Below are 21,774 nucleotides of genomic sequence, written 5' to 3'. Positions count from 1 at the left end.
TAGGATTGTTACTTGACTAGTAATTGGTGAATAATTCTTAAAAAACGAAATGATAAAAATGATTATCTCTTGATGGATAACTATTCTAACGATATTCTGTTCAGCAATTATACTTTTTGTTTTAGATTTTTCCAAATCTTTGATTTAAAAATTGACACTTGCAAGTTTTGACTGTTCAGGCTATTGCGGTTTCCATTTCGATTATATTATGTGGCCATAATCCCTTATGACAGATGTTTTGATTTGGAAGATATGATAAATAATGGTTACTTGCTGAATCATCTTTAAAGATGTAAATATTTCTACTGAAAAATAATTTTTAGCATATATAAAGTAATAAGAACATGCTACTGATCGCTGATATTCAAGAACGCAAGCAGGAAATTATCGATGGTTTGAAGGTCAAGAGATTTGACAATGCCGAAGAGGCTATTGAAAAATTGTTGAAGCTTGATGAGCAACGCAAAAACGCTAAAACTCGCCTTGACAAGGCTTTGGGAGAGTCAAAGTCCGTGGCTAAGCAAATTGGCCAATTGATGCAGCAAGGAAAAAAAGAGGAAGCTGAGGAAGCTAAATCAAAGACCGCAGACTTGAAGAATGAATGCAAGGCTTTGAATGAGGAGTTGAGCCAAGTGGAGAATGAGTTGAGAGACCTTCTTTATACTATTCCAAACTATCCAAGCGCGCTTGTAAAAGAAGGAAATAGCGATGAAGATAATGAATTGATAAGCGAGCACGGCGATATACCTCAATTGCCAGAAGGATCTAAAGCTCATTGGGATTTGATAAAAGAATATGATATCATAGATTTCGAGCTTGGAAATAAGATTACCGGAGCAGGTTTTCCTGTTTATAAAGGTCAAGGAGCTAGATTGCAAAGAGCGTTGATAAACTTCTTTTTGGATGAAGCGGTGAAGTCTGGTTATAGTGAGGTTGCTCCTCCTGTAATGGTCAATGAAGCTTCAGGATTGGGGACTGGACAGCTTCCTGACAAGGAAGGACAAATGTATAAAATCACAGACCAAGATTTGTACATGATTCCTACTGCCGAAGTTCCGATCATGAACTTGTATAGAGACGTTATCATTCCTGAGGAAAAATTGCCGGTTAAGCATGCGGGCTATACGCCATGCTTTAGAAAAGAAGCTGGATCTTGGGGAGCTGATGTGAGAGGCTTGAATAGACTGCATCAGTTTGACAAGGTGGAGCTGATCGAAATCATCAAGCCTGAAGAATCTGAAAAAGCTCATGAGAACATGTGCAATCATGTGGTAGGTTTATTGAAAAAACTTGAATTGCCTTTTAGAATTTTGAGGCTTTGTGGCGGAGATTTAGGTTTCACTGCGCATATCACATATGATTATGAGGTATTCTCCGCAGGACAGAAAAAATGGTTGGAGTGTAGCTCTGTAAGCAATGTCTTGAATTACCAAACGAATCGATTGAAATGTAGATACAAGAAGGATAAAAAGACAGTATTGCTTCATTCATTGAATGGCAGTGGCTTGGCTTTGCCGAGAATTATGGCGGCGATTATTGAAAATAATCAAACGGCTGAAGGCATAAAGATTCCTGAAGTCTTAGTGCCATATACTGGCTTTGAGTATATCACTAAGTAATAGAAAATAATTTAAAACCGGCCTAGGCCGGTTTTTTTGCCTTTAATCATTTCAACTTTCCGATTATCATTCTTGGATTGATTTTTTCTTCTGAACTCGTAATATTGTTATCAAACGATTGTATAATAAGCTTTTATATGAAAAAATATTTTTTACTATTCTGTCTGCCGGCTTTATTCTTAAGCTGTGAAAACAAGCAAAACACAAATGATAAATTTCCCCCTATCGAAGTGAAGTACCCTGTAACTAGCAAAGTTGATTCCGTGGATGTGTATCATGGAGTTGAAGTTAAAGATCCCTATCGATGGTTAGAGGACGATCGTTCCACAGAAACCGAAGCATGGGTAAAAGAGGAAAATAAGGTGACTGAAGGATATTTGTCGAAAATTCCTTTTAGAGACCAAGTCAAGAAGAGATTAACTGAAATATGGAATTATCCTAAGTTTTCTAGTCCTTTTAAAGGAGGGGACAAGTATTATTATTTTAAAAATGACGGACTGCAAAATCAAAGTGTTTTATATCAACAGTCTTCACTGGAAGGCGAGCCGTCAGTGTTTTTAGATCCTAATAAATTGTCTTCTGATGGAACGATTGCGTTAATGAATATCTCTTTTTCCAAGGATGGCAAATTAGCGGCTTACGCAGTTGCAAAATCTGGATCAGATTGGAATGATATTTACATAATGGATGCGGAAAGCAAGCAATTGTTGCCGGATAGCATCAATTGGGCGAAGTTCACAGGGATTGCTTGGCAAGGAGAAGGATTCTATTACAGCAGATATGACAAGCCGGAAGGAAGCGCTTATTCTTCTAAAAACGAATTTCATAAAGTGTATTATCATAAAATAGGCGATCCTCAAGACAAGGATGAGCTAATATATGAAGACGCTGATCATCCATTGAGAAATTTTTATGCTTCGACAACTGAAGATGAGGAGTTCTTGATAGTAACAGCAAGCGAAGGGACAAGCGGCAATGCGCTTTTTATCAAGCCTCGCATGACTGGAGAGTTTGTATCTGTGGTTGACAATTTTAAGAATGATCATAATGTGGTTGGCAATCTTAATGAAGAAGAGATATTGATGATTACCAATTTGGACGCTCCTAACAATAAGTTGGTAAGAGTAAACCTGAAAAAACCTGAAGAGTCAAATTGGGTAGAAGTTATTCCTAATACTGATGAGTTGCTATCTTCAGTGACCATGGCGGGAGGAAAGTTAATAGTCAAGTATATTAGCGATGCAAAGTCTAAAGTTCAACAGTTTGATTATGATGGAACAAAAGTAGCTGATGTGCAATTGCCGGATCTTGGTACAGCTAGTGGTTTTTATGGGAAAAAAGATGACAATGAGGTGTTTTATAAATTCACTTCTTTTACTTTCCCTTCCAATATTTATAAATACGATATCAAGGAAAATACATCTAGCTTATTCAGAGCGTCTGAAGTTGATTTTGATGCTTCTAAATACGAAACCAAGCAGGTGTTTTATGAGAGCAAAGACGGAACAAAAGTTCCAATGTTTATAGTGCATAAGAAAGGCTTGAAACTTGATGGGACAAATCCGACATACTTATATGCATATGGTGGGTTTGATATTAGCTTGTTGCCAAGATTTAGCGCGGCGACTATCGTGTGGCTTGAAAATGGAGGAATATACGCTCAGCCAAATATACGAGGAGGAGGAGAATATGGTCAAGCTTGGCATGAGGCGGGAATGAAACATAACAAGCAAAATGTTTTTGACGATTTCATCGCCGCAGGCGAGTATTTGATTGACCAAAAATATACAAGCTCTGAAAGACTGGCTATTGCCGGAGGATCGAATGGAGGCTTGCTTGTGGGAGCTTGCATGACTCAAAGGCCTGAATTGTTCAAGGTGGCGTTTCCTGCCGTGGGCGTTTTGGATATGTTGAGATATCATAAGTTTACCATTGGATGGGCTTGGGCTGTAGAATATGGGTCTAGCGATGAAGAGGAGCATTTCCAGAATTTGTTCAAATATTCGCCTTTGCATAATATTAAGAATACTAGCTATCCTGCGACTATGGTTATAACTGCCGATCATGATGATAGAGTTGTTCCGGCTCATTCGTTCAAATTCGCGGCGACATTGCAAGAAAAGAATCAGGGAAGCAATCCAGTTTTGATTAGAATTGAAACTAAAGCTGGGCATGGGGCTGGCAAACCTACTTCCAAAATCATAGAAGAAAAAGCGGATGTGTATTCATTTGCTTGGTATAATATGATGTTTGAGCCTAAGCTTCAAAAGTGATCTTAAGGCATTAATGGTTTGTCAAAACTTGTTTATTTTAAATTTTTAGTTAAATTTGATATTCACGAAGGTGCTTTTGGCTGAATTAGCGCTTTCATTCAGTAATGAAGATTATTATTTAACCTTATATAATAATTCAAAGCACAATGCAATTTTGCATTGTGCTTTTGCTTTTTATAAGTGTTTGATAATTTGATGGATTTATCGAAATGAGTTATGGAGATTGTTGATAAAGGTATACAAGTTTTACAAGGAAGACCGGAAGATTTGGAGCAAGTATTGACGCTTATCAAGGAATTAGCGGAATATGAAAATGCTTTGCATGAAGTAAAAACAAATGTAAATCAGATGCATGAAGACGCTTTTGGCGATAATCCGGTTTTTGGTTTTTTTGTAGCTAAAAAAGACAGTGCGGTGATAGGCTTGGCTTTGTATTACTATAGGTATTCTACTTGGAAGGGAAGGAGCATATACCTTGAGGATTTGGTGGTGACGGAATCATTTCGAAGACAAGGTATCGGTAGCAAACTGTTGCATGAGGTTATTGCCAAAGCCAAAAAAGAGGAAGTGGCATTGGTGACATGGCAAGTATTGGATTGGAATACTCCTGCAATACAATTTTATAAAGAGCGCATGAATGCCAAACTAGATGAAACTTGGATTAATTGTACTATATACAAAGAGGATTTCGACAAGGTATTGAAAGAAGGAGCTTTATAGCTCCTTTTTTATTTATATCATCTCAACTTCCTCAAGTATTGTGGCAAACGAAACTTGTCTGTCTTGAAAGGCAAGCTTAAGGCCATCGAATACAGAGCCCATGTGATCAGTCACATATTTTTCCAAGTTTTCAAAACTCTCGGCATATAGTTGGACAGCATATGTTTTTCCATCTGTATTTTCTTGGTCATTGACAAGTACGAGAAATTTGTGGCTATTGATGTAGCCGGAATTTAAGGCTTTCTCCAAATAATTTTCTTTCATCCATTTCTTCCACTCAGCATCTATGGATTTTTCTACGCTGAATGTGACATTATATACAATCATGTGTAATTACTTTATTTTCAGATATTAAATACTATTTTTAATAGTATTTATTTAAAATATTGTATTTATTATTATTTATTTCTATTTTTATAATTAATAAATCTAATTTAAAGTCGTATGTCAAGCCATCACATCATAAGAGATAATCAAGAGCCGGCGCTTTTCATCCTAGACACTAACGAAGTGGACTGGGATATATTGAGCGATTTGCTTTCTTGGAGTCCTACTGTAATAGTGGACGAATCTATAGTGGATGAGGTAGCTAGTTGGGGCATTAAGATTGACGTTGTTTTAGTTAGCGAGAATAATTATTATGATGTCAAGACAGGAGTAGGAGCTTTTATGTTGCTCCAATATGTTGAAAAACGATCGGAAGATATCTTGAATGCCGGCTTTGAATATTTAGTCTCAGCCAATCATAAAGCGGTGAACATCATATCAGGTTTCAATTCCAATATGATGAACAACAATCCCTATTACGAATCTCTTGATTTGGTAATTTATAGTTCAGAGCAAAGGTATGTGCTGACTAAAAGAAGCACGTTTAGCAAGTGGGTGTTAAAAGGCGAAGAGTTTGAGATTTTCTCGCCAATTAAATGCACTGACAATCTAGTGCCTCTTACTGAGTCGGAAGAGTCCAAGCTTCAAGCTGTCCATGAAGGTCAAATAAGCATAGAATTCCAATCAGAAGAAAACAGTACTTTCTGGATTGGAGAACGCTTAATGACCGAAAGATCTGATCTCGCTGATATTAGCTTTCTTCACCCTTATTAAAATTTGCATCAAAGCAAATCATGCACTTTTTCAGGTGGCCTTCCTATGACCGCTTGATCTCCTTTGATTACAATAGGTCTTTCGATTAATTTAGGATAAGCGATCATAGCCTCAATCCACTCTTCTTCGCTTAATTCTTTGCCTTTAAATTGCGTTTTATAGATTTCTTCGCCTTTGCGAATCAAATCTTTAGCAGGAATGCCAAGCTTGTTTAAGATCTCTTTAAGTTCATCTGCAGTAGGAGGAGTTTCCAAATATTTGACGATTTCCAACTTGTCTATGCTTCCCGTGTCCTGCAATATCTCTAGTGTCTGGCGACTTTTAGAGCATCTTGGATTATGCAAAATTTTCATACAAATACTTTTATCGTTTGGATGCTAATTTATGCATTATTATATAAAAAAATAATCCTGAACCTTTATTTTTAAAAAGTTCAGGAGCATATATTTAGAGGAAAGTTCTATTAGTAAACAATCAAGGAATCCACGTCAATGTTTTGCTCTGAAGCGATAGATTCTTTGCCTTTAAGGAACGATAATTCGATTATGAAATTAACTAATAAATCTTTTACTGGGAATTCTCTGACTAGATCTATAGCGGCTTTTGCCGTGCCTCCTGTGGCTAATAAATCGTCGTGAAGAAGGACGACATCATTTTCATTGAAAGCGTCTTTATGCACTTCTATGATATCTTCACCATACTCTAGACTATAGGTCTTTTTGATGGTTTCCGCAGGTAGTTTTCCTTGTTTTCTGATAAGCACAAATCCAGCTCCAAGCTTATAAGCCAAAGCAGCCCCTACGATAAAACCTCTTGATTCGATACCAGCGACTTTAGTGATTCCTTTGTCTTTGTATTTAAGATATAGTTGATCTACAATATATTGAAAGGCATTTGGATCTTTAATGGCTGTGGTGATATCCTTAAAATTGATTCCTTCTTTTGGGAAATCTTGCACCTCTCTAATAAGAGTTTTTAAATCTTCTAAAGTCATTGTATTCAGATCTAATAATGTGTATATATTATTGTTCAAAATAAATATAACGGATGAGTTTACTCATCATTGTCTTTGTCGCTGAAATTTATATTAAAAAATGCTTCTTGCAATTTCCGCTTGGCGAGGCTTAGAAGAAATAAAGTTATCTCGGTCATGAAAACTTGATATATTGGATTGTCCCGCATCGCTCTTTTTTCATTGACTACTATCTGGCTGGTTGCTTCTTCACCGTTTACCTGCTCACTGTTTTTCGCTCGTTTTTTTTTTTGCTTGGGTGGAGATGAGCGAAAGAGTCTGGACAGCAACATTACTCCCGCGAATATGCCAGCAGCGACAGCAGCTTTTTTCAAGCCTTTGTCAGTTTCTTCTTTTAATATATTGAAGTCGGTTTCTATGCCTGTTTTGTACTGGTCGGTTAGCTTTTTAAGTTTTGCTTTTTCAGCTTCAAGATTCTTGTTCATTGTCATTTTCTTTTGAAATTTCTTGCTGTTGGCTAGTCCACATTTTTTCAGCATCATCCATTCTATTGTAGAAGGCATTGACGATTTTTCGAATGATGATATTTCTCTTCACGAAAATAATGATGAACAAAGCGAAGTAAAATGCCGTGATGATGAAGAATCCAATTCCTATATGATGCAGCATTTGCCCAACAGTGAATGCCAATGCAAAACTTAGAAAAAGCACTAGCCATATCAACATGATCATTTGCACGCCAACGATGATAGCGATGGAAATGAACTTGGCAATATCTTCTTGAGCTTGGATTTTTAATAATTTAAGTCTGGAGTCGATGTAGCCGGTGAGGTTGGCGACAAGGCTTTCAAGACTGAACCTGCTGTTATTTTTATCTTTTGATATCATAAATCACGTGTTTGCTATTGCAAGGAATTGATAGCTGAATCTTCCGAAAGATAAGAAAAATATTGCTATGCTAGTTATATATAAGAATATGCAGGCGATATGTTTTATAATTTTACTCTAAGTCATTGACTTTGCAGCGAAATAAATGCAAATCATGTATGAATTATAAATTAAACATGATTTGCAGGGTGATGTTTTAATTATAGACGCATAATCGCATCGAAGAAGTCGTAGTTGTCGGTTTTGTCTTTGATGACAGCGAAAGGTATCTCATGATTATAGCTAAGCAGATTTTCGGCGACGCTTCCAAGAAGCATCGAAGCCAAGTGAGTTCTGCCTTTGGACCCAATTACAATGCCTCTGGCATGCGTTTCCTTAGCGTACAATGCAATTCTTTTGGAAGTATTGCTATGTTCGTCAAGCAAAAAGTCGCAAGGAAAGGATGCTTCGTCAAGGTTGTTTTTCTTAATGAATTTCGCGTATTCTTTTTTATGGTTTTCTTTGATGATATCTCCAAATTCCTCAAATGATTTACCCGTGGTGTGATAGCCTGAAGGAACCTCATAGACATTGACAAGTTGCAGCTTTGGTCCTTGGCCAGTGAATTGTCCAATCATATTTGACACAGCTATAGCTTGCTTGATCGCATGCGCGGATAAGTCTGAGAAGTCGATCGCAACGACAATCTTGTCAATGTTGGTCGGTGGGTTATGATCAGGCACGATAAGCACTGAGCATTTGGCTAATTTTGTAATGTACTTTGGAGTTTCTTCTATATGCTTTCTGTCGTATTTTTTTCCTAGCACGATTAGATCAGCATTCTTGATCTCGGCCCATTTCAATATGGTTTTAGCGACATCGCCTTCGTGCACCTCAACATGTATGTTGCCCGGAAATTGATCTTCGCCGAATTCTTTTATCTCTTGATTGATTTTGGTCTTTATCTGCTCGTCGATGGGGCTGTCTGTTTCCGGAAACCTTTCCTTGAGCTTAGGGCTTTGATAGTCTCTAACTATATGTAAAAAATAAACATCCTCAAGCTTGTCATTATGCTTCAATCCTTTAAGGATATATTTGATTAGAAATCGATCGTGATTGCTAAGATCTAGTGCTACGATTATTTTTTTGATGTCGTACATTTTGATGCTGCTCTTTATGTTTTTAAAAAATCAAATTACAATTTAATTTCGCAATAATGCATTGTAATCTGCTATTTTATACGAAAAAACACTCCAAAAAGTAGCAAAGAATAAAATATTTTTCGGTATTGGAAGTTAATTCAATTAGAAGTTTCTTAATTTTGTGCTGTACTGTGCAATAGGCGCTATGAAAATCGAAAGAGAAAATGGAGAATAATCAGACAAAAACGGTACCTGCGAAAAACATAATGTATAAGTTGAAGGACAAGTGGGGTGTGGATAGTCTTTGGCAAGTTCTTGCCATATTGGCGGTATTCACGTTGACGGGTTCAACTGTTGTGTATTTGCGCAAAGGTTTGTTTTTTATGTTGGGATATACAGAGGAAACTGCTATGTGGCTTAAAGTAGTAACCTATGTGCTGTTTATATTTCCTTCTTATCAATTGCTAATCTTAGTTTACGGCTTTCTTTTTGGCCAATTTGATTTCTTCTGGGAAAAGGAGAAAAAGATGTTCAGCAGAATAAAAAGCCTATTTGTTCGAAAGAAGTAGAATGGCTATAAGAATAAATTAAGAAGTTGGCGATGAATATTCATCGCCAATTTTTTTATAACCTGTTTTTTTCCGTATTGCTTGATTTTTTGTGTTTGATGTCAACTTTTTCTCCTTTGGAGAAATTGTATCTAAGCGAAGCTGAAAATCTCTGCGAATTCCAACTATTGGTATAAGTTAAATGTTGATCGACCCCATATTCATCGGTTTCTATTTTGAGTGTATTGAAAACATCTCTCATGGATAGTTTGAGCGTTAATTTTTCTTTGAAGAAGTCTTTTTCTGCAGATACATCCAAGTAATGAAAAGGCAATCTGGACTCAAAGCTTGATTGATATCTCATATCCCAATACCAACTGAGTTCGGCTCTGATATCCTTAGGAAGCGTTAGCGTGCTGACAGACTGGAAATATCCACTGTATCCTTTTGTCTCAATTTGAGAAATTTCTTCTGGAATATCGATGAACCAGTTTGATGAATAATTGAAACTGTTCATTGTTTCCCACCATTTTGTTATTGTAATAGGCAGTGATAAAGCTAAAGCGACTTCATGATAATTCATCATATTGAAAGGCTTGTAAATAGATATGTCATTGTCTAGGATAGGAAAGTTCTGAATTCCCCCTTCGGTATTTGTGTAATTGATAGACATGTTGTATTTGCCTTTGAAAGTGTACCCTATTTCTCCCACATGTGAATATTCAGGTTGTATATTTGGATTACCCTCTCTGCCTTCTAATATGCTATAGTATACTCTCGCTGGGTTAAGAAAGCCATACCAAGGTCTGTTAAGTCTATAAGAGTATGAGTACGATAAATTATGGTCTTTACTAATCTTGTGGTTGATGAAAAGGCTTGGGAAAAGCTTTGTGTATGATCTGTTAAAAACAGAATCGGCGTCTACCCAAGTTCCTTGAAGAGTGGTGCGTTCAGCTCTCAAGCCACCTTGGATGCTGATTTTTTCCCATTCGTGGCTTAGGTTAAAATAAGCAGAAGTAATAGTTTCTTCATGGTCGTATGTGTAGGAAAGTTGTTTTTGATTTTCCCAGTTGTCTTCACGCAATGAATCAACAGCTACTATATTTTGCAAGTTAGTGAAACTGGCTTTGGCTCCCAGTTCTAATTTTGTGCTTGATGAGAATGGGTGTGTGTAGTCGATTTGGGCAGACATGGTTTCGGCATCGTCATCTTGGAAGTTGCGAGATTCTTGTGTTGTGGATTGTCCGGATTGAGAATTGTCGATTGTATTTTTGAAAAATCGCTTGCTCTTCGACTTTCTGTTAAAATAATCTGAAAGAAACTCAAGTTTTCTGCCTAATGTGTCAATATCGAAAGTATAGTTTAGACTTCCAGAATGAAAACGGTTGTTAAAATTAAAATAATTATCATCTGTGATAATGAATTGTTGTTCTCCAGTTATGGAATACTTATGAAGATTGTCGGATTTGCTATTTCCCTCAAACTTGTTAAATCTGTATACCGCTGCGATATTATGCTTGTCATTGATCGCATAATCGCTTTCCAAGTTTAAATTTTGAAAATTATTGTAGTTGTCGCTATGAAAATGTTGTTCCACATAAGATTGGCTGGTTTCCCTAACTTGAGGTGTGTTGTTAAACCCAACCCAATCTCCTTGAGTTGCTGACATTTTGAAATTGAGCTTTTTGATTTTAGCCTTTAGCTCGCCATTGAATCTATATGCGGCTTTATGGCTTTGCGTGTATTCTCCGCTGATGCTTCCAGAGTAGCCATCCGCTAATTGTTTTTTAAGCTTAATATCTAATATGCCTGCGATTCCTTCCGCGTCATATTTTGAAGAAGGGTTAGTGATTACTTCTATGGATAAGATCTCATTGGCATCCATGCCTTCCAACATATTTTTAAGGTCTTGTCCTGACATGTATGATCGCTTGCCATTGATCATGATTAACACACCGCCCTTGCCGTTAATTTGCACATTGCCTTCTTGGTCAATCCATACAGCTGGTGTTTTTTTCAATACTTCCAGCGCATTTCCTCCGCTGGTTAGCAATGTGTTTTCCACATTGAATACAATCCTGTCAATTTTTCGCTCCACCATTGGCCTTTTAGCGGTTACAGCGATCTCCTCAAGCAGTTTGCCTTGGGTAAGAATTATTTCGTTAATCGTCGTGGAACATCCGTTGGAGCATTCTATTTTTCTGCTCCAGCTTTCAAATCCAACAGCGCTTGCTTGAAGAATGTAGTTGGCGTTTTCATTGAATTTGAATTCGAATTCGCCATTCAGGTCGGTTATAGCCCCTTTGAATAGACTTGAATCCTTGGAATGCAAAATGACGACATTCGCGAATTCTACGGGAGTATTTTCATCGCTTAATATTTTCCCTTTGATGGTGTTTTGACTGACGACTTGCAAAGGAAGCATCAAAATAAACGAAAAGTAAATTAAAAATTTCATGAAATTTTAGTGTTTTAGTTTGTGATTGAAGTAAAATTAGTTTTTAATATTAAAAAATGTACTTTTTAAAATATTAAAAATTGTGAATTATTTTATTTTTTTTAGAATTACAACAAACTAAAATCCTTGTTAAATTGACTGATTTCTGAATAATTTAAATAATTTTGAGATTATGGAGGTAAACAAGACAGGCGACGAGCCATATAAACATTGGTTGTTTGGGCATACTTTAGAGTTTGCCAAGAATACCATCGAATTTATTAATAAATGCCAGCAGATATCTGAAGAATGTTATAAAGCAAGAATAGCATTCAGAGACTTTTATTTCGTTTTTGATCCGCTTATGGTTAAGCATGTCTTGCAAGAACGTCAAAAAAATTACAAGAAAAGTTTTGCTTACGAAGGGTTGAAGGATTTTCTAGGAGAAGGCTTGTTGACAAATGAAGGAGATTTTTGGCTTAAGCAACGGAGGCTAATTCAGCCTGCTTTTCATCAAGGCGAGTTGGATAAGTTTGTTGTGGATATGAACCAGAGATCAAAGGGCTTGATGGAAAGTTGGAAGTCAAGCGACTCTTTGGATATTACAGAGGAAATGATCGTGTTGACGGAAGAGATCATTACTCATGCTTTGTTTGGCGGCGAGACAACAGCTATGGATATAGCTCCAGGTGAAATTGGAGATTTGCTATTGACATTGAGGTCTCATGCGGCAGGGAAGGTGAAGAATCCTTTGAAAATGCCGTTATGGGTTCCAAACCATGAAAATCGTAACTTTAAAAAAGCATTATCTCGAATTGATGAAATCATTTCTCACATCATTGACAAGAAGTTGTCGAATGAAAAATGCAGCAATGATTTGCTAAGCATGCTTATGTCTGTGGAGGATGCGGATACTGGTGAGAAAATGTCCCGTAGGCAATTAAGAGATGAAGTGGTGACATTGTACATAGCTGGGCAGGAGACAACGACTATGGCGATTACATTTATTTGCTATCTATTGGCAAAACATCCTGAGGCCCAATCGAAAGCCAGAGAAGAGGTTGTTGAAGTTATTGGAGGTCGTTCAATTGAATCTATGAACGATTTGAGGTCTTTGCCTTACCTGACTGCGATAATAAAAGAAGGGCTTCGTTTGTATCCTCCAGCATGGTCTTTAGGTCGTGAAGCTCTGGAGGATGATCATTTCAATGATATTAAAATCAATAAAGGAGATACTTTGCTAGTTTCTATTTTTCATTTGCATAGGAATTCAAAGTATTGGGAAGATCCGGATGAATTCAAGCCTGAGAGATTCTTTTCAGAGATCCCTAAGAAAGCATATATGCCATTTGGCATAGGACAACGAATCTGTATTGGCAATAATTTTTCGATGATGGAAATTCAGATTATAATCGCCAATATTTTATTGAAATTCAATATAGATGCCGTTGATCAGGATTTAGAACTGAAAACGCCAATAATATTGAATCCCAAAAATAAGATCATGTTGACTATTAGCGAAAACGAGGATATTTATGCTTAGACAGCTTAGTTTCTTTTTTTAAGTTTTTCGATGCCAGGATTGGAGGACAATAGATCAATCCAAAAGCCCGTTAATTGGTTGTGATCAGTCAATTCATAAATGACAAACCCATCCCATTCAGGGTACTCTTCAGTATACTTGAAGCGGAGATATAGCATATTGCCATGAACGTAGCCTTCTCCGAATTGGGTGCTTTCGTTGGCTATTTCCCAAATTGCTTTGATCGTATATCCTTCGGTGAATAAAGTTATATCTCCCGTATATTTGTTCTCAGGATATTCAGGGTTGTGACCAAGGATTTGGTAGGTGCCTAAAATATTCTGAATTGCCAAATTTTTTTTAGGATCGACGTTAAGATTATATTTAGTGGAATGGCATGTGTCGTACATTCTTTTCAGGCGCTCCATTTCAATTTCGAGCATTGAAGGAGTGATGAATATTACCGCTCCCTGCATGAAGCTATCAGGTTCGTTATCCCAAGCCATTCGCTATAGTTATTCGTTTATAAATTAAATGAGCCGCAAAGGTAAATATTAATTACTTTTATATTCGTAAAAGTGAGATCATTTAATAAAAAATAAAGTCTTGGAAGATGAAAATGGATGTTCAGTGCAGGGAAGATATTGATTTTCTTATCAGGAAATTTTATTCTAGAGTTAGGAAAGATGAATTATTAGGGCCTATTTTCAATGAAGTGATTGATGATTGGGATAAGCATATGGATCATATAGCCGACTTTTGGGAGTCCAGTATCTTCCATGTAGGCAAGTTCAAAGGTAATCCTATGGCTAAGCATATGGAAGTGGATCAAAAAGCAGATCATTCGATTACACAAAACCACTTTGGAAGATGGCTGCAGCTTTGGTTTACGACGTTGGAGGAGGATTTTGAGGGAGAAAATACCCGATTATTGAAAGAGAGAGCAAGGAACATGGCGAGCATCATGTTCATTAGAATATTTGAAGCAAGAAAAAAGAGGCCTTAGACCTCTTTTTTAAATACTTTCTTTCTTTTTCTCAGTAAAGAAGGATAATACAATATATCCAATAATGATTACAGGAATAGCAGTGACTTTAAGTAGTACCCCAGCAACTAAGCAAGTTATTATGAAGATGAATTTAGCCTTGTTGTCCTTCCATGAGTAATTCTTGAATTTAAGAGCCATCATTGGAATTTCTGATATAAGCAAAAAAGAAAATACTAGGCTGACAAGTATTAAGAAATAAGGCTGGCTTACAGTATCTCCTATGCCATAAATATTATCATTGATAACAAAAGGCAATGATGAAATGAAAAATGCATTTGCTGGAGTTGGCAAGCCGATAAACCCCATGGACTGGCGGGTGTCGATATTGAATTTGGCCAGTCTTAACGCTGAAAAAGCTGCGATAACAAACGCAGCGTATGGCAACCATTCCGAAGAGCTTTGTTGTGCGATAAGATGGAATATGATCATAGCTGGCAAAACACCAAATGTCACTACATCAGCTAATGAGTCCAATTCTTTGCCCATATCCGAATTGGTCTTTGTCAGCCTTGCTGCGAATCCGTCAAAGAAGTCGAAAACTGCTCCCGTCCAAATAGCCATGCAAGCAATTTCCAAATTCCCTTGAAATGCCATCACGATTCCAACACAACCGGAAAGTAAGTTGAGGCAAGTGAGCAAGTTGGCTAGATTAAAGATTTTCAATGTATCGTTGTTTAGTTTTTAAGTGTTGTTTTACCCTTTGACAAATGGATTCCATTGTTTTTCATGACCAATAGTTGTTGTCGGACCATGACCAGGGTACACTACAGTATCGTTTTCCAGTTTGAAAAGTTGCGTTTTAATGCTGCTGATTAGCGTATTCATGTCTCCACCCAGCAAATCAGTTCGTCCTATGCTCTCAAAGAAAAGAACATCTCCCGAAAAGCATTTTTTACTTTCTTCATGAATGAAAGCTATATGTCCCGGTGCATGTCCCGGCACAAATAATATGCTAAGCTTGGTATTCCCAAACTCGATAATATCCTCTTCGTCAATGAACTGATCTGGGGTCGAAGGCTCCAAGTTAGGAATGCCGTAGCTGTCAGCAAATACAGGAGCGGATCTTAGTATATTTTCGTCCATTTTGTGGATGAGCAAAGGGACTTTGTATTTGTTTTTTATATGTTGATTGCCGAATACATGGTCAAGGTGGCAATGCGTGTTAAGAAGCAGTTTTACAGTCAATTTATTTGTACTGATGAATTCATCGAGTTCGTTTTTTTCTTCTTCAGTATAGCATCCTGGATCTATGATTACGGCTTCTTTAGTTTCGTCATAAAGAAGATATGTATTTTCTTGGAACGGATTGAAGGTAAATGATTTTATTTCAAGCATATTTGTCGATAATTAATGCCAAATGATATGCATTTGGGTTTTGGTTATTCAAATATAAGGGATTAAATGAAAGTAGACTACATAATTGTGGGGCAAGGAGTTGGGGGAAGCTCGTTGGCGCATCATCTTTTGGAAGCTGGAAAGAAAGTATTGGTGATCAATCATACTGACGCGAATTCATCGTCTAGGGTTGCCGCGGGTATAGTTAATCCAATAACGGGTAGGAATATGGTCAAAACCTGGAAAGCAGATGATATTTTTCCTTACTTGTTTCAGTTTTATAAGAAAATGGAAACTCTGCTTGGAGTAAATGTGCTAGAAGAATTGCCTATTTACAGGCCTTTTGTAAATATGGAGGAGCAAAATGAATGGATGGGCAAAAGCTCCGAAGATTCCTACAAGGCTTATGTGAAAAATATAAATTTCGATAATGAGAGCAAGCCGGGGTTGAAATCTAAGGCTGGAGGTTTGGAACTGAATTATTCCGGTTATGTAGCTCTTGAATCGTATTTAGATGCCTATAAGGAATATTTGAAATCAAAAGAGTCTTATTTGGAAGATTGGTTTGATACCGATGCGTTGAAATTATCCGATGAAGGAGTTGTTTATAAGTCAATCGAGGCAGCGAGATTGATTTTTTGTGACGGAGTACAAAGTCGGATTAAAGGCTATTTTGATTGGTTGCCGTTTAGGAGAGTCAAAGGAGAATTGATTTATATAAAAACCGATTTGAATATCCAGAATATTTATAATAGAGGCGTGTTTATTTTGCCGCAAAAAGATGGTATTTGTAAAGTTGGCGCAACGTATGAATGGCAGGATTTGTCTCTCGTGCCTACAGATAAAGCTAAAGCTCAGCTTGTCGAGAAGTTGGAAGCGATCATTGATTTTGACTACGAAATCGTCGATCATAAAGTAGGCATCAGGCCTTCAACTTTAGATAGAAGACCATTTATTGGAAAACATCCAAAATTTCAACAATTATTCATTTTTAATGGTTTAGGAACAAAAGGCGTTTCGATTGCACCTTTTTTGGCTCAAAATTTCACTAAATATTTAGAAAATGAACAAAATATTGATAGAGAAGTGAATATTGAGCGTTATTTTTCTTTATATTATAATGGGTAATAATTATTAAGCGTCTATGATTCTCCAATATTGCTGTAGGTTAATTATAATATTAATCTTTTTGATGACCAGTATTTCTTCTTCTTTTGCTCAAGGTCGGGGGCCGAATGACTTTGGCAAGAATAGAGTTCAATACAAGCAAAAGAAATGGAAGTTTTACAGTGGTCAGAATTTCGATGTATATTTTTATGACGGAGATAAGTCAGCGAAAGATGCATTGGAATATTTGGAACAGCACTTTGAAAAGTTGACAGACCTGTTGGGGTACGCTCCATATATGAAGGTTAAAGTGTTTCTTTATAATTCAGTATCCGATTTGCAAGAAAGCAATGCTGGCTTGAATAGAGACAAGTATACAATTAATGGAGAGACAGAGTTTGTTAGGACATATGTTGAAATAGCTCATCCCGGCACTAAGGCAGAATTTGAAGAGGTGCTTCGCTATAATTCAGCGAATATCCTTCTGAATGACATGATGTTTGGAGGATCATTCGTGGATGCTTTTAAAGGGAGCTATTTGAAAACATTGCCGGATTGGTTTGTCGATGGCGCTGCTCAATATTATGCCGCTGGCTGGAATGTGAAGATGGATGATTATATCAGAGATTTGATCAAGTCAAATCAAGGCAAGCCAATACGACTTGAGACTTATCAAGATGAGGAAGGTGTTCTTGTCGGCCAATCCGTTTGGAATTACATAGCGGAGACTTATGGAAGATCAAGCATCGCTAATATTCTGAATTTAACAAGAATCATAAAAAATGAGCAAAAGGGGATTTCAAATACTCTTGGAGTTCCTTATGAAGAGTTTCTTCAGGGATGGGCGGAGTATTATTTTGACTTGACAAAGTCGATGAAGAGTCAATACACTTCTTTGGATGATAAGGAAAAGCCATTTGTTGTTAATAGAAAAGAAGGGAAGTACACAGATATTGAATTGAGCCCAGATGAAAGTAAAATCGCGATAGCGTATAATCATTTAGGTTTTCATAAGGTAACGGTGACTGATCTGGCCTCTGGCAGGACAAAGACAGTATTTAAAAATGGCGAGAAATACCTTGATCAAGATTTCGACCCCAAATACCCATTGATTAGCTGGAAAGATGACAATACTTTGGGGATTATTGCTCCTGAGTATGGTCAAATGGCTATTTGGATGTATGATGCCGCTTCATCAAAGAAGTTCAAAAGAGTTTTGCCTAAGATTGACCAGGTTAATGATTTTGATTTGTACAAGGGAAAGGCTCAAATCGGTATTTTAAGTGCGGAAAGAGAAGGAAATACGGATTTGTATGTTTTAAGCCTGAAAAGGTTTTCTTTGAGACGTTTGAATAATGATCCTTATGATGAAGTGTCTCCAAGGTTTTTGCCAAATTCAAAAGCTTTTGTTTTCTCTTCCAATAGGTCCACGGATAGCTTGAATGTTAAAGTCAAAAATTTTGATTTGCAGGATATTGGAGATAATTTCAATGTGTTCTTATATAGTATTGATACTTCGAAAAATCATCTTACGGCATTGACGAATTTTTCTGGGACAGTGAAAATGATAAAGCCGATAAATGAAAACTCATTTTTATATGTGAGTGATCAGCAGGGTGTTGGCAATCTTTACAAATTCGATATTCCAAGAAGAGTAGGCAGTCAGCTGACAAATTTTGATTTGAGTATAAAAACATATGATTACAATGAGTCAAATGGACAGCTTTACTTTACTCTGAATACGATCAATCGAGAAAATATCTATCAAAGTCCTCTAGATTTAAACCAGACAAAATATTCAATGCAGACAGGAAGAGCTCAAGTTCTTCAAGCGAAGTCTGTTGCGAAAAGATTGGAACAAAGAAGAAGACAAGCTATAAAGGATTCTTTGGATGCGCTGGAAAATCAGATAAAAGAGCTTGATTTTCAATTGCTCAGAAATAAGAAAGATTCGATTAGAAAAAGTGTTGAAAAGCCTTCAGTGAATAATTCAGATACACTTGCGGTTTCCAATGACTCGCTGAATTTGGAAAAAGTCAACTTCATCCCTGAAGTTGCAACTACTGAGAAAAAAGATACAGTAAATACAGCTCTTGTGAATACTGATGATTATAAATTTGACAGGGATGTTGTCGCTCAAACAAAGAAACGCAAGTCTTTTTTGACAAGATACAGGCTGATTAGGGAGGAAAGCCGAATTCTTGGTCCTTATCCCTATGAGAATAGATTTCGAACTGATCACTTAGGAGTTTCTTTAGCTATTGATCCATATTTAGGATTTGGGTTAGACCTAAATGTCCAGATGAATGATTTGTTGGAGGATCATAAATTTTTAGGAGGCTTGTTTGTTAATTTAAGTTTTGATGGTGGAGAGCTCTTTGGAGAGTATCAATATTTAAAACATAGAGTTGATTTCAAAGCGAAGTTTTACAGAAAGTTCCTACCTTTGATTTTAGATCCGATCGAAATGCAGAAATACAAACTGAATAGGTTTTTGGTGGGGGCTTCAGTGCCTTTTACAAATTTTTTCAGATTTGAAGTCAACCCATTCATAGAAACCACTCACTTTGTAAAGCATGAATATAACCCAGTAGCATCTAGTTTTAATGATCAGGATGTTCTTTATGGAGGTAGTGAGTTCGCATTTGTTTGGGATAATACAGTAGTCAAAGGCTTTAATTTGATGCAAGGAACTAAGGCTAGGGCATCAATAGAGTATCATAGCGCATTTTCAAGCGAGCCATTGAGTTTTGGCAAGTTCTCGCTTGACTTGATCAACTATCAAAAAGTTCACAAGGAGATTACCTTGGCTTCGAGATTGTTTTATGGGAGATTTTTTGGAGACTCTAAAAAGCCGTTTTTGCTTGGAGGAGTTGATAATTGGATTGGGTCAAGAACCGACTTGGGGAATACAGAAGATCCTTCCCAACCATTTTATTATAATTCGGAGCATCCAAACAACAATTTGTTGTTTATGGAATATGTGATGGGATTGAGAGGTTTTGATTACAATGCGATCAATGGTTCCAATGTTATTTTGTTTAGCACAGAGTTGAGGCTACCTCTTGGCTTGTATTTTTCCAAAGGCCAAAGGATAGAATCAAATTTCTTTAGAAACCTTCAGTTTGTAGGCTTTGTTGATGTAGGTTCAGCATGGAATGGATCGGCATTTTGGCCCTCAGAAAACACTATAAATATGGAGGAAATCGAAAGCGGTAGCATTAAGGTTAAGATTAAAAAGTTTCAAACTCCTTGGCTGAGTAGCTATGGCGTAGGTTTTAGGTCGGCTGTTTTGGGATATCATACCAAACTGGATGTGGCTTGGCCTGTAGAAAGCTACAAGGTTCAAAAACCAAGGGTAACAGTTTCTTTTGGATATGATTTCTAATAAGAGAATATTAATAGCAGGCGGCTCCGGCATGGTCGGCAGAGAGTTGATCAAGCACCTGACCAATTTTGGAGTTGAAGTTTCAATACTATCTAGAATTGTTCGAGAGAGTGATGATAATATTAAGTCATATGTATGGGACCCCGAAAAAGGGAGTGTTGATGAACAAGCAATACTTGACAACGACATACTTATAAACTTGGCTGGGGCAAATATTGGAGCTAAGAAATGGAGTGACGAAAGAAAAAAAGAAATTGTAGCAAGTAGAACACAAACGACAAAGCTTCTTGTAGATAAAGCCAAAGAACTGGATAAGAAATTTGAAAACGTTATATGCGCATCTGCGATTGGAATTTATGGAGGGCATTTTCATAATAAAGTTTATAATGAAGAAAGTCCAGCAGGCAATGATTTCTTAGCGGATGTTGTGAAAGCTTGGGAGAAGTCAAGCAATGAATTTAAGGAAGTGTCTAATCATTTGGTGATTTTAAGGTTTGGTGTTGTGCTTGACTTAGAAGGAGGCGCCTTGCCAAAAATGATGAAACCGATAACATTAGGAGTTGGTAGTGCGCTAGGCACTGGAAAGCAATACTTGAGTTGGATTCATATCGATGATCTATGCAGAATGATACTTTGGTGTTTGAATAAAAATTTGGAAGGAGTATATAATGCTGTAGCACCTAATCCGCTTTCAAATAATCAGTTTACAAAAGTATTGGCGAAATCATTGAATAAGCCATTATTGTTGCCTAATGTCCCATCTTTTGTTTTGAAATTAATGCTTGGCAAGATGTCCGCTTTGGTTTTAGAAGGGCAAAATGTATCGAGTGATAAAGTGATGGAGACAGGCTTCGATTTCAAATTTGGAGAACTTCATGATGCTTTAAATGACTTGTTGCCGTCTGGAAAATAGAGGTGATAAAAACTTTTAGGGTGTTTAAAAGGATTTAAATATATCATTTCAGTATTTCATATGGCAGAAAAAGAGAAAAAACACGATAAGATAAAGCATGCTTTCAAGGATAAGAATTGGAGCGAAATCAAAAGCGAAGATTCTTGGGCTATTTTTAAAGTAATAGCCGAGTTTGTGGAAGGTTTCGATAAATTGGCGAAAATCGGCCCTTGCGTTTCAATTTTTGGATCTGCACGAACCAAGCCCGATCATCCATATTATAAGATGGCTGAAGATATTGCGTCTAAACTAGTTGAGCATGGTTATGGGGTGATAACTGGAGGAGGCCCTGGAATTATGGAAGCAGGAAATCGAGGAGCGAATAAATTAGGCGGCAAATCCGTAGGGCTGAATATCAAGTTGCCTTTTGAACAATTCGATAATATTTATATCGATCCGGATAAATTGATAAATTTCGATTATTTTTTCGTGCGAAAAGTTATGTTTGTTCGTTATTCACAAGGATTTATTGTCATGCCTGGTGGAATGGGAACTTTAGACGAGCTTTTTGAGGCATTGACATTAATTCAAACCGAAAAAATCGGTAAATTCCCAATAGTGTTAGTAGGGAAGGCTTATTGGGCTGGTTTGATAGACTGGTTAAGAAAGGTTGTTTTTGAAAAGGAAAACAATGTAAGTGAAAAGGATTTTGATTTAATTTCAATTGTGGATACAGCTGAAGACGCTGTTGCTGTGATTGAAGACTTTTACAGTAAATATTTATTGTCACCAAACTTTTAGA

The 21,774-nt window shown here is 36.8% G+C and carries 21 protein-coding genes; 11 read left to right on the top strand and 10 right to left on the bottom strand.

All coding sequences use genetic code 11. From position 1 onward, the window contains the following. The first annotated feature begins 344 nt into the window (after positions 1-344). From serS to AABK36_RS18765, 3 genes are all read left to right on the top strand, one after another. Complete coding sequence (gene serS, locus AABK36_RS18775; protein WP_309936685.1) at positions 345-1,619, top strand: serine--tRNA ligase; 1,275 nt, start codon at positions 345-347, stop codon at positions 1,617-1,619. Between the two features lie 137 nt (positions 1,620-1,756). Next, the gene (locus AABK36_RS18770; protein WP_309936684.1) at positions 1,757-3,892 is read left to right on the top strand and encodes a prolyl oligopeptidase family serine peptidase; all 2,136 of its coding nucleotides are present in this window, start codon (positions 1,757-1,759) and stop codon (positions 3,890-3,892) included. A 216-nt stretch (positions 3,893-4,108) separates the two neighbouring features. Beyond that, positions 4,109-4,612 (top strand): GNAT family N-acetyltransferase, encoded by a 504-nt coding sequence (locus AABK36_RS18765; RefSeq protein WP_309936683.1) that lies wholly within the window; start codon positions 4,109-4,111, stop codon positions 4,610-4,612. Positions 4,613-4,624: 12 nt separating this feature from the next. Here the strand turns inward: AABK36_RS18765 and AABK36_RS18760 are convergent, their stop codons facing one another. Continuing rightward, positions 4,625-4,939, bottom strand: coding sequence for a DUF4286 family protein (locus AABK36_RS18760; RefSeq protein WP_309936682.1), 315 nt, complete (start codon positions 4,937-4,939; stop codon positions 4,625-4,627). A gap of 117 nt (positions 4,940-5,056) precedes the next feature. Between AABK36_RS18760 and AABK36_RS18755 the strand changes: the two genes are divergently transcribed. Beyond that, positions 5,057-5,713, top strand: a complete 657-nt coding sequence (locus AABK36_RS18755; protein ID WP_309936681.1) for a hypothetical protein — start codon at positions 5,057-5,059, stop codon at positions 5,711-5,713. Positions 5,714-5,721: 8 nt separating this feature from the next. Here the strand turns inward: AABK36_RS18755 and arsC are convergent, their stop codons facing one another. From arsC to AABK36_RS18730, 5 genes are all read right to left on the bottom strand, one after another. Beyond that, the gene (arsC, locus tag AABK36_RS18750) at positions 5,722-6,066 is read right to left on the bottom strand and encodes an arsenate reductase (glutaredoxin) (protein ID WP_309936680.1); all 345 of its coding nucleotides are present in this window, start codon (positions 6,064-6,066) and stop codon (positions 5,722-5,724) included. 110 nt (positions 6,067-6,176) lie between these two features. Further along, positions 6,177-6,707: an adenine phosphoribosyltransferase gene (locus AABK36_RS18745; protein ID WP_309936679.1), complete on the bottom strand. Its 531-nt coding sequence runs from the start codon at positions 6,705-6,707 to the stop codon at positions 6,177-6,179. 59 nt (positions 6,708-6,766) lie between these two features. Continuing rightward, complete coding sequence (locus tag AABK36_RS18740) at positions 6,767-7,171, bottom strand: hypothetical protein (RefSeq protein ID WP_309936678.1); 405 nt, start codon at positions 7,169-7,171, stop codon at positions 6,767-6,769. Beyond that, positions 7,155-7,574 carry a phage holin family protein gene (locus AABK36_RS18735; RefSeq protein ID WP_309936677.1) on the bottom strand — a complete coding sequence of 140 codons (420 nt, stop codon included), beginning with the start codon at positions 7,572-7,574 and terminating at the stop codon, positions 7,155-7,157. Before AABK36_RS18735 ends, AABK36_RS18740 begins: the two co-directional genes overlap by 17 nt. A 200-nt stretch (positions 7,575-7,774) precedes the next feature. Further along, positions 7,775-8,713, bottom strand: a complete 939-nt coding sequence (locus tag AABK36_RS18730; RefSeq protein ID WP_309936676.1) for a universal stress protein — start codon at positions 8,711-8,713, stop codon at positions 7,775-7,777. Between the two features lie 206 nt (positions 8,714-8,919). Here AABK36_RS18730 and AABK36_RS18725 point away from each other — a divergent pair, with 206 nt between their 5' ends. Further along, positions 8,920-9,264, top strand: a complete 345-nt coding sequence (locus AABK36_RS18725) for a DUF6787 family protein (RefSeq protein ID WP_309936675.1) — start codon at positions 8,920-8,922, stop codon at positions 9,262-9,264. 55 nt (positions 9,265-9,319) lie between these two features. On the opposite strand, the gene AABK36_RS18720 is transcribed toward AABK36_RS18725, so the two are convergent. Next, positions 9,320-11,701 (bottom strand): outer membrane beta-barrel family protein, encoded by a 2,382-nt coding sequence (locus tag AABK36_RS18720; RefSeq protein ID WP_309936674.1) that lies wholly within the window; start codon positions 11,699-11,701, stop codon positions 9,320-9,322. A 172-nt stretch (positions 11,702-11,873) separates the two neighbouring features. Between AABK36_RS18720 and AABK36_RS18715 the strand changes: the two genes are divergently transcribed. Then, the gene (locus tag AABK36_RS18715) at positions 11,874-13,223 is read left to right on the top strand and encodes a cytochrome P450 (protein WP_309936673.1); all 1,350 of its coding nucleotides are present in this window, start codon (positions 11,874-11,876) and stop codon (positions 13,221-13,223) included. Between the two features lie 5 nt (positions 13,224-13,228). Here the strand turns inward: AABK36_RS18715 and AABK36_RS18710 are convergent, their stop codons facing one another. Then, entirely contained in the window at positions 13,229-13,708 is a 480-nt protein-coding gene (locus AABK36_RS18710) for a hypothetical protein (protein ID WP_309936672.1), read from the bottom strand. A gap of 107 nt (positions 13,709-13,815) precedes the next feature. Between AABK36_RS18710 and AABK36_RS18705 the strand changes: the two genes are divergently transcribed. Next, positions 13,816-14,208 carry a group III truncated hemoglobin gene (locus tag AABK36_RS18705; RefSeq protein ID WP_309936671.1) on the top strand — a complete coding sequence of 131 codons (393 nt, stop codon included), beginning with the start codon at positions 13,816-13,818 and terminating at the stop codon, positions 14,206-14,208. Positions 14,209-14,217: 9 nt separating this feature from the next. On the opposite strand, the gene pssA is transcribed toward AABK36_RS18705, so the two are convergent. After that, a complete protein-coding gene (gene pssA / locus AABK36_RS18700; RefSeq protein WP_309936670.1) occupies positions 14,218-14,913 on the bottom strand; it encodes a CDP-diacylglycerol--serine O-phosphatidyltransferase in 696 nt (231 codons plus the stop codon). A gap of 30 nt (positions 14,914-14,943) precedes the next feature. Further along, on the bottom strand, positions 14,944-15,585 hold the full coding sequence (locus AABK36_RS18695; RefSeq protein ID WP_309936669.1) for an MBL fold metallo-hydrolase: 642 nt from the start codon (positions 15,583-15,585) through the stop codon (positions 14,944-14,946). Positions 15,586-15,651: 66 nt separating this feature from the next. Between AABK36_RS18695 and AABK36_RS18690 the strand changes: the two genes are divergently transcribed. The 4 genes from AABK36_RS18690 to AABK36_RS18675 all read left to right on the top strand — a co-directional run bounded on the left by AABK36_RS18690 (position 15,652) and on the right by AABK36_RS18675 (position 21,773). Further along, a complete protein-coding gene (locus AABK36_RS18690; protein ID WP_309936667.1) occupies positions 15,652-16,713 on the top strand; it encodes an NAD(P)/FAD-dependent oxidoreductase in 1,062 nt (353 codons plus the stop codon). A 64-nt stretch (positions 16,714-16,777) separates the two neighbouring features. Then, entirely contained in the window at positions 16,778-20,080 is a 3,303-nt protein-coding gene (locus AABK36_RS18685; protein WP_309936666.1) for a hypothetical protein, read from the top strand. Continuing rightward, positions 20,070-20,993 (top strand): TIGR01777 family oxidoreductase, encoded by a 924-nt coding sequence (locus AABK36_RS18680; RefSeq protein ID WP_309936665.1) that lies wholly within the window; start codon positions 20,070-20,072, stop codon positions 20,991-20,993. The genes AABK36_RS18685 and AABK36_RS18680 overlap by 11 nt, the downstream gene beginning before the upstream one ends. A 60-nt stretch (positions 20,994-21,053) precedes the next feature. Then, positions 21,054-21,773, top strand: coding sequence for an LOG family protein (locus AABK36_RS18675; protein WP_309936664.1), 720 nt, complete (start codon positions 21,054-21,056; stop codon positions 21,771-21,773). Position 21,774: the final 1 nt, after the last annotated feature.

Source organism: Aureibacter tunicatorum, from assembly GCF_036492635.1.
Taxonomy (GTDB): domain Bacteria; phylum Bacteroidota; class Bacteroidia; order Cytophagales; family Cyclobacteriaceae; genus Aureibacter; species Aureibacter tunicatorum.
The sequence above is the reverse complement of the archived record's forward strand: the minus strand, read 5'-3'. Positions and strand labels throughout refer to the sequence as shown.

Excerpts from the sequence above, each read along its gene's own strand:
- AABK36_RS18735 (WP_309936677.1), bottom strand. The coding sequence starts at position 7,574 with ATGATATCAAAAGATAAAAATAACAGCAGGTTCAGTCTTGAAAGCCTT.
- AABK36_RS18680 (WP_309936665.1), top strand. The coding sequence starts at position 20,070 with ATGATTTCTAATAAGAGAATATTAATAGCAGGCGGCTCCGGCATGGTC.
- AABK36_RS18685 (WP_309936666.1), top strand. The coding sequence starts at position 16,778 with ATGACCAGTATTTCTTCTTCTTTTGCTCAAGGTCGGGGGCCGAATGAC.
- arsC (WP_309936680.1), bottom strand. The coding sequence starts at position 6,066 with ATGAAAATTTTGCATAATCCAAGATGCTCTAAAAGTCGCCAGACACTA.
- AABK36_RS18740 (WP_309936678.1), bottom strand. The coding sequence starts at position 7,171 with ATGAACAAGAATCTTGAAGCTGAAAAAGCAAAACTTAAAAAGCTAACC.
- AABK36_RS18745 (WP_309936679.1), bottom strand. The coding sequence starts at position 6,707 with ATGACTTTAGAAGATTTAAAAACTCTTATTAGAGAGGTGCAAGATTTC.
- AABK36_RS18755 (WP_309936681.1), top strand. The coding sequence starts at position 5,057 with ATGTCAAGCCATCACATCATAAGAGATAATCAAGAGCCGGCGCTTTTC.
- AABK36_RS18690 (WP_309936667.1), top strand. The coding sequence starts at position 15,652 with ATGAAAGTAGACTACATAATTGTGGGGCAAGGAGTTGGGGGAAGCTCG.
- serS (WP_309936685.1), top strand. The coding sequence starts at position 345 with ATGCTACTGATCGCTGATATTCAAGAACGCAAGCAGGAAATTATCGAT.
- AABK36_RS18720 (WP_309936674.1), bottom strand. The coding sequence starts at position 11,701 with ATGAAATTTTTAATTTACTTTTCGTTTATTTTGATGCTTCCTTTGCAA.
- AABK36_RS18725 (WP_309936675.1), top strand. The coding sequence starts at position 8,920 with ATGGAGAATAATCAGACAAAAACGGTACCTGCGAAAAACATAATGTAT.
- AABK36_RS18705 (WP_309936671.1), top strand. The coding sequence starts at position 13,816 with ATGAAAATGGATGTTCAGTGCAGGGAAGATATTGATTTTCTTATCAGG.
- AABK36_RS18675 (WP_309936664.1), top strand. The coding sequence starts at position 21,054 with ATGGCAGAAAAAGAGAAAAAACACGATAAGATAAAGCATGCTTTCAAG.
- AABK36_RS18695 (WP_309936669.1), bottom strand. The coding sequence starts at position 15,585 with ATGCTTGAAATAAAATCATTTACCTTCAATCCGTTCCAAGAAAATACA.
- AABK36_RS18760 (WP_309936682.1), bottom strand. The coding sequence starts at position 4,939 with ATGATTGTATATAATGTCACATTCAGCGTAGAAAAATCCATAGATGCT.
- AABK36_RS18765 (WP_309936683.1), top strand. The coding sequence starts at position 4,109 with ATGGAGATTGTTGATAAAGGTATACAAGTTTTACAAGGAAGACCGGAA.
- AABK36_RS18730 (WP_309936676.1), bottom strand. The coding sequence starts at position 8,713 with ATGTACGACATCAAAAAAATAATCGTAGCACTAGATCTTAGCAATCAC.
- AABK36_RS18715 (WP_309936673.1), top strand. The coding sequence starts at position 11,874 with ATGGAGGTAAACAAGACAGGCGACGAGCCATATAAACATTGGTTGTTT.
- AABK36_RS18710 (WP_309936672.1), bottom strand. The coding sequence starts at position 13,708 with ATGGCTTGGGATAACGAACCTGATAGCTTCATGCAGGGAGCGGTAATA.
- AABK36_RS18770 (WP_309936684.1), top strand. The coding sequence starts at position 1,757 with ATGAAAAAATATTTTTTACTATTCTGTCTGCCGGCTTTATTCTTAAGC.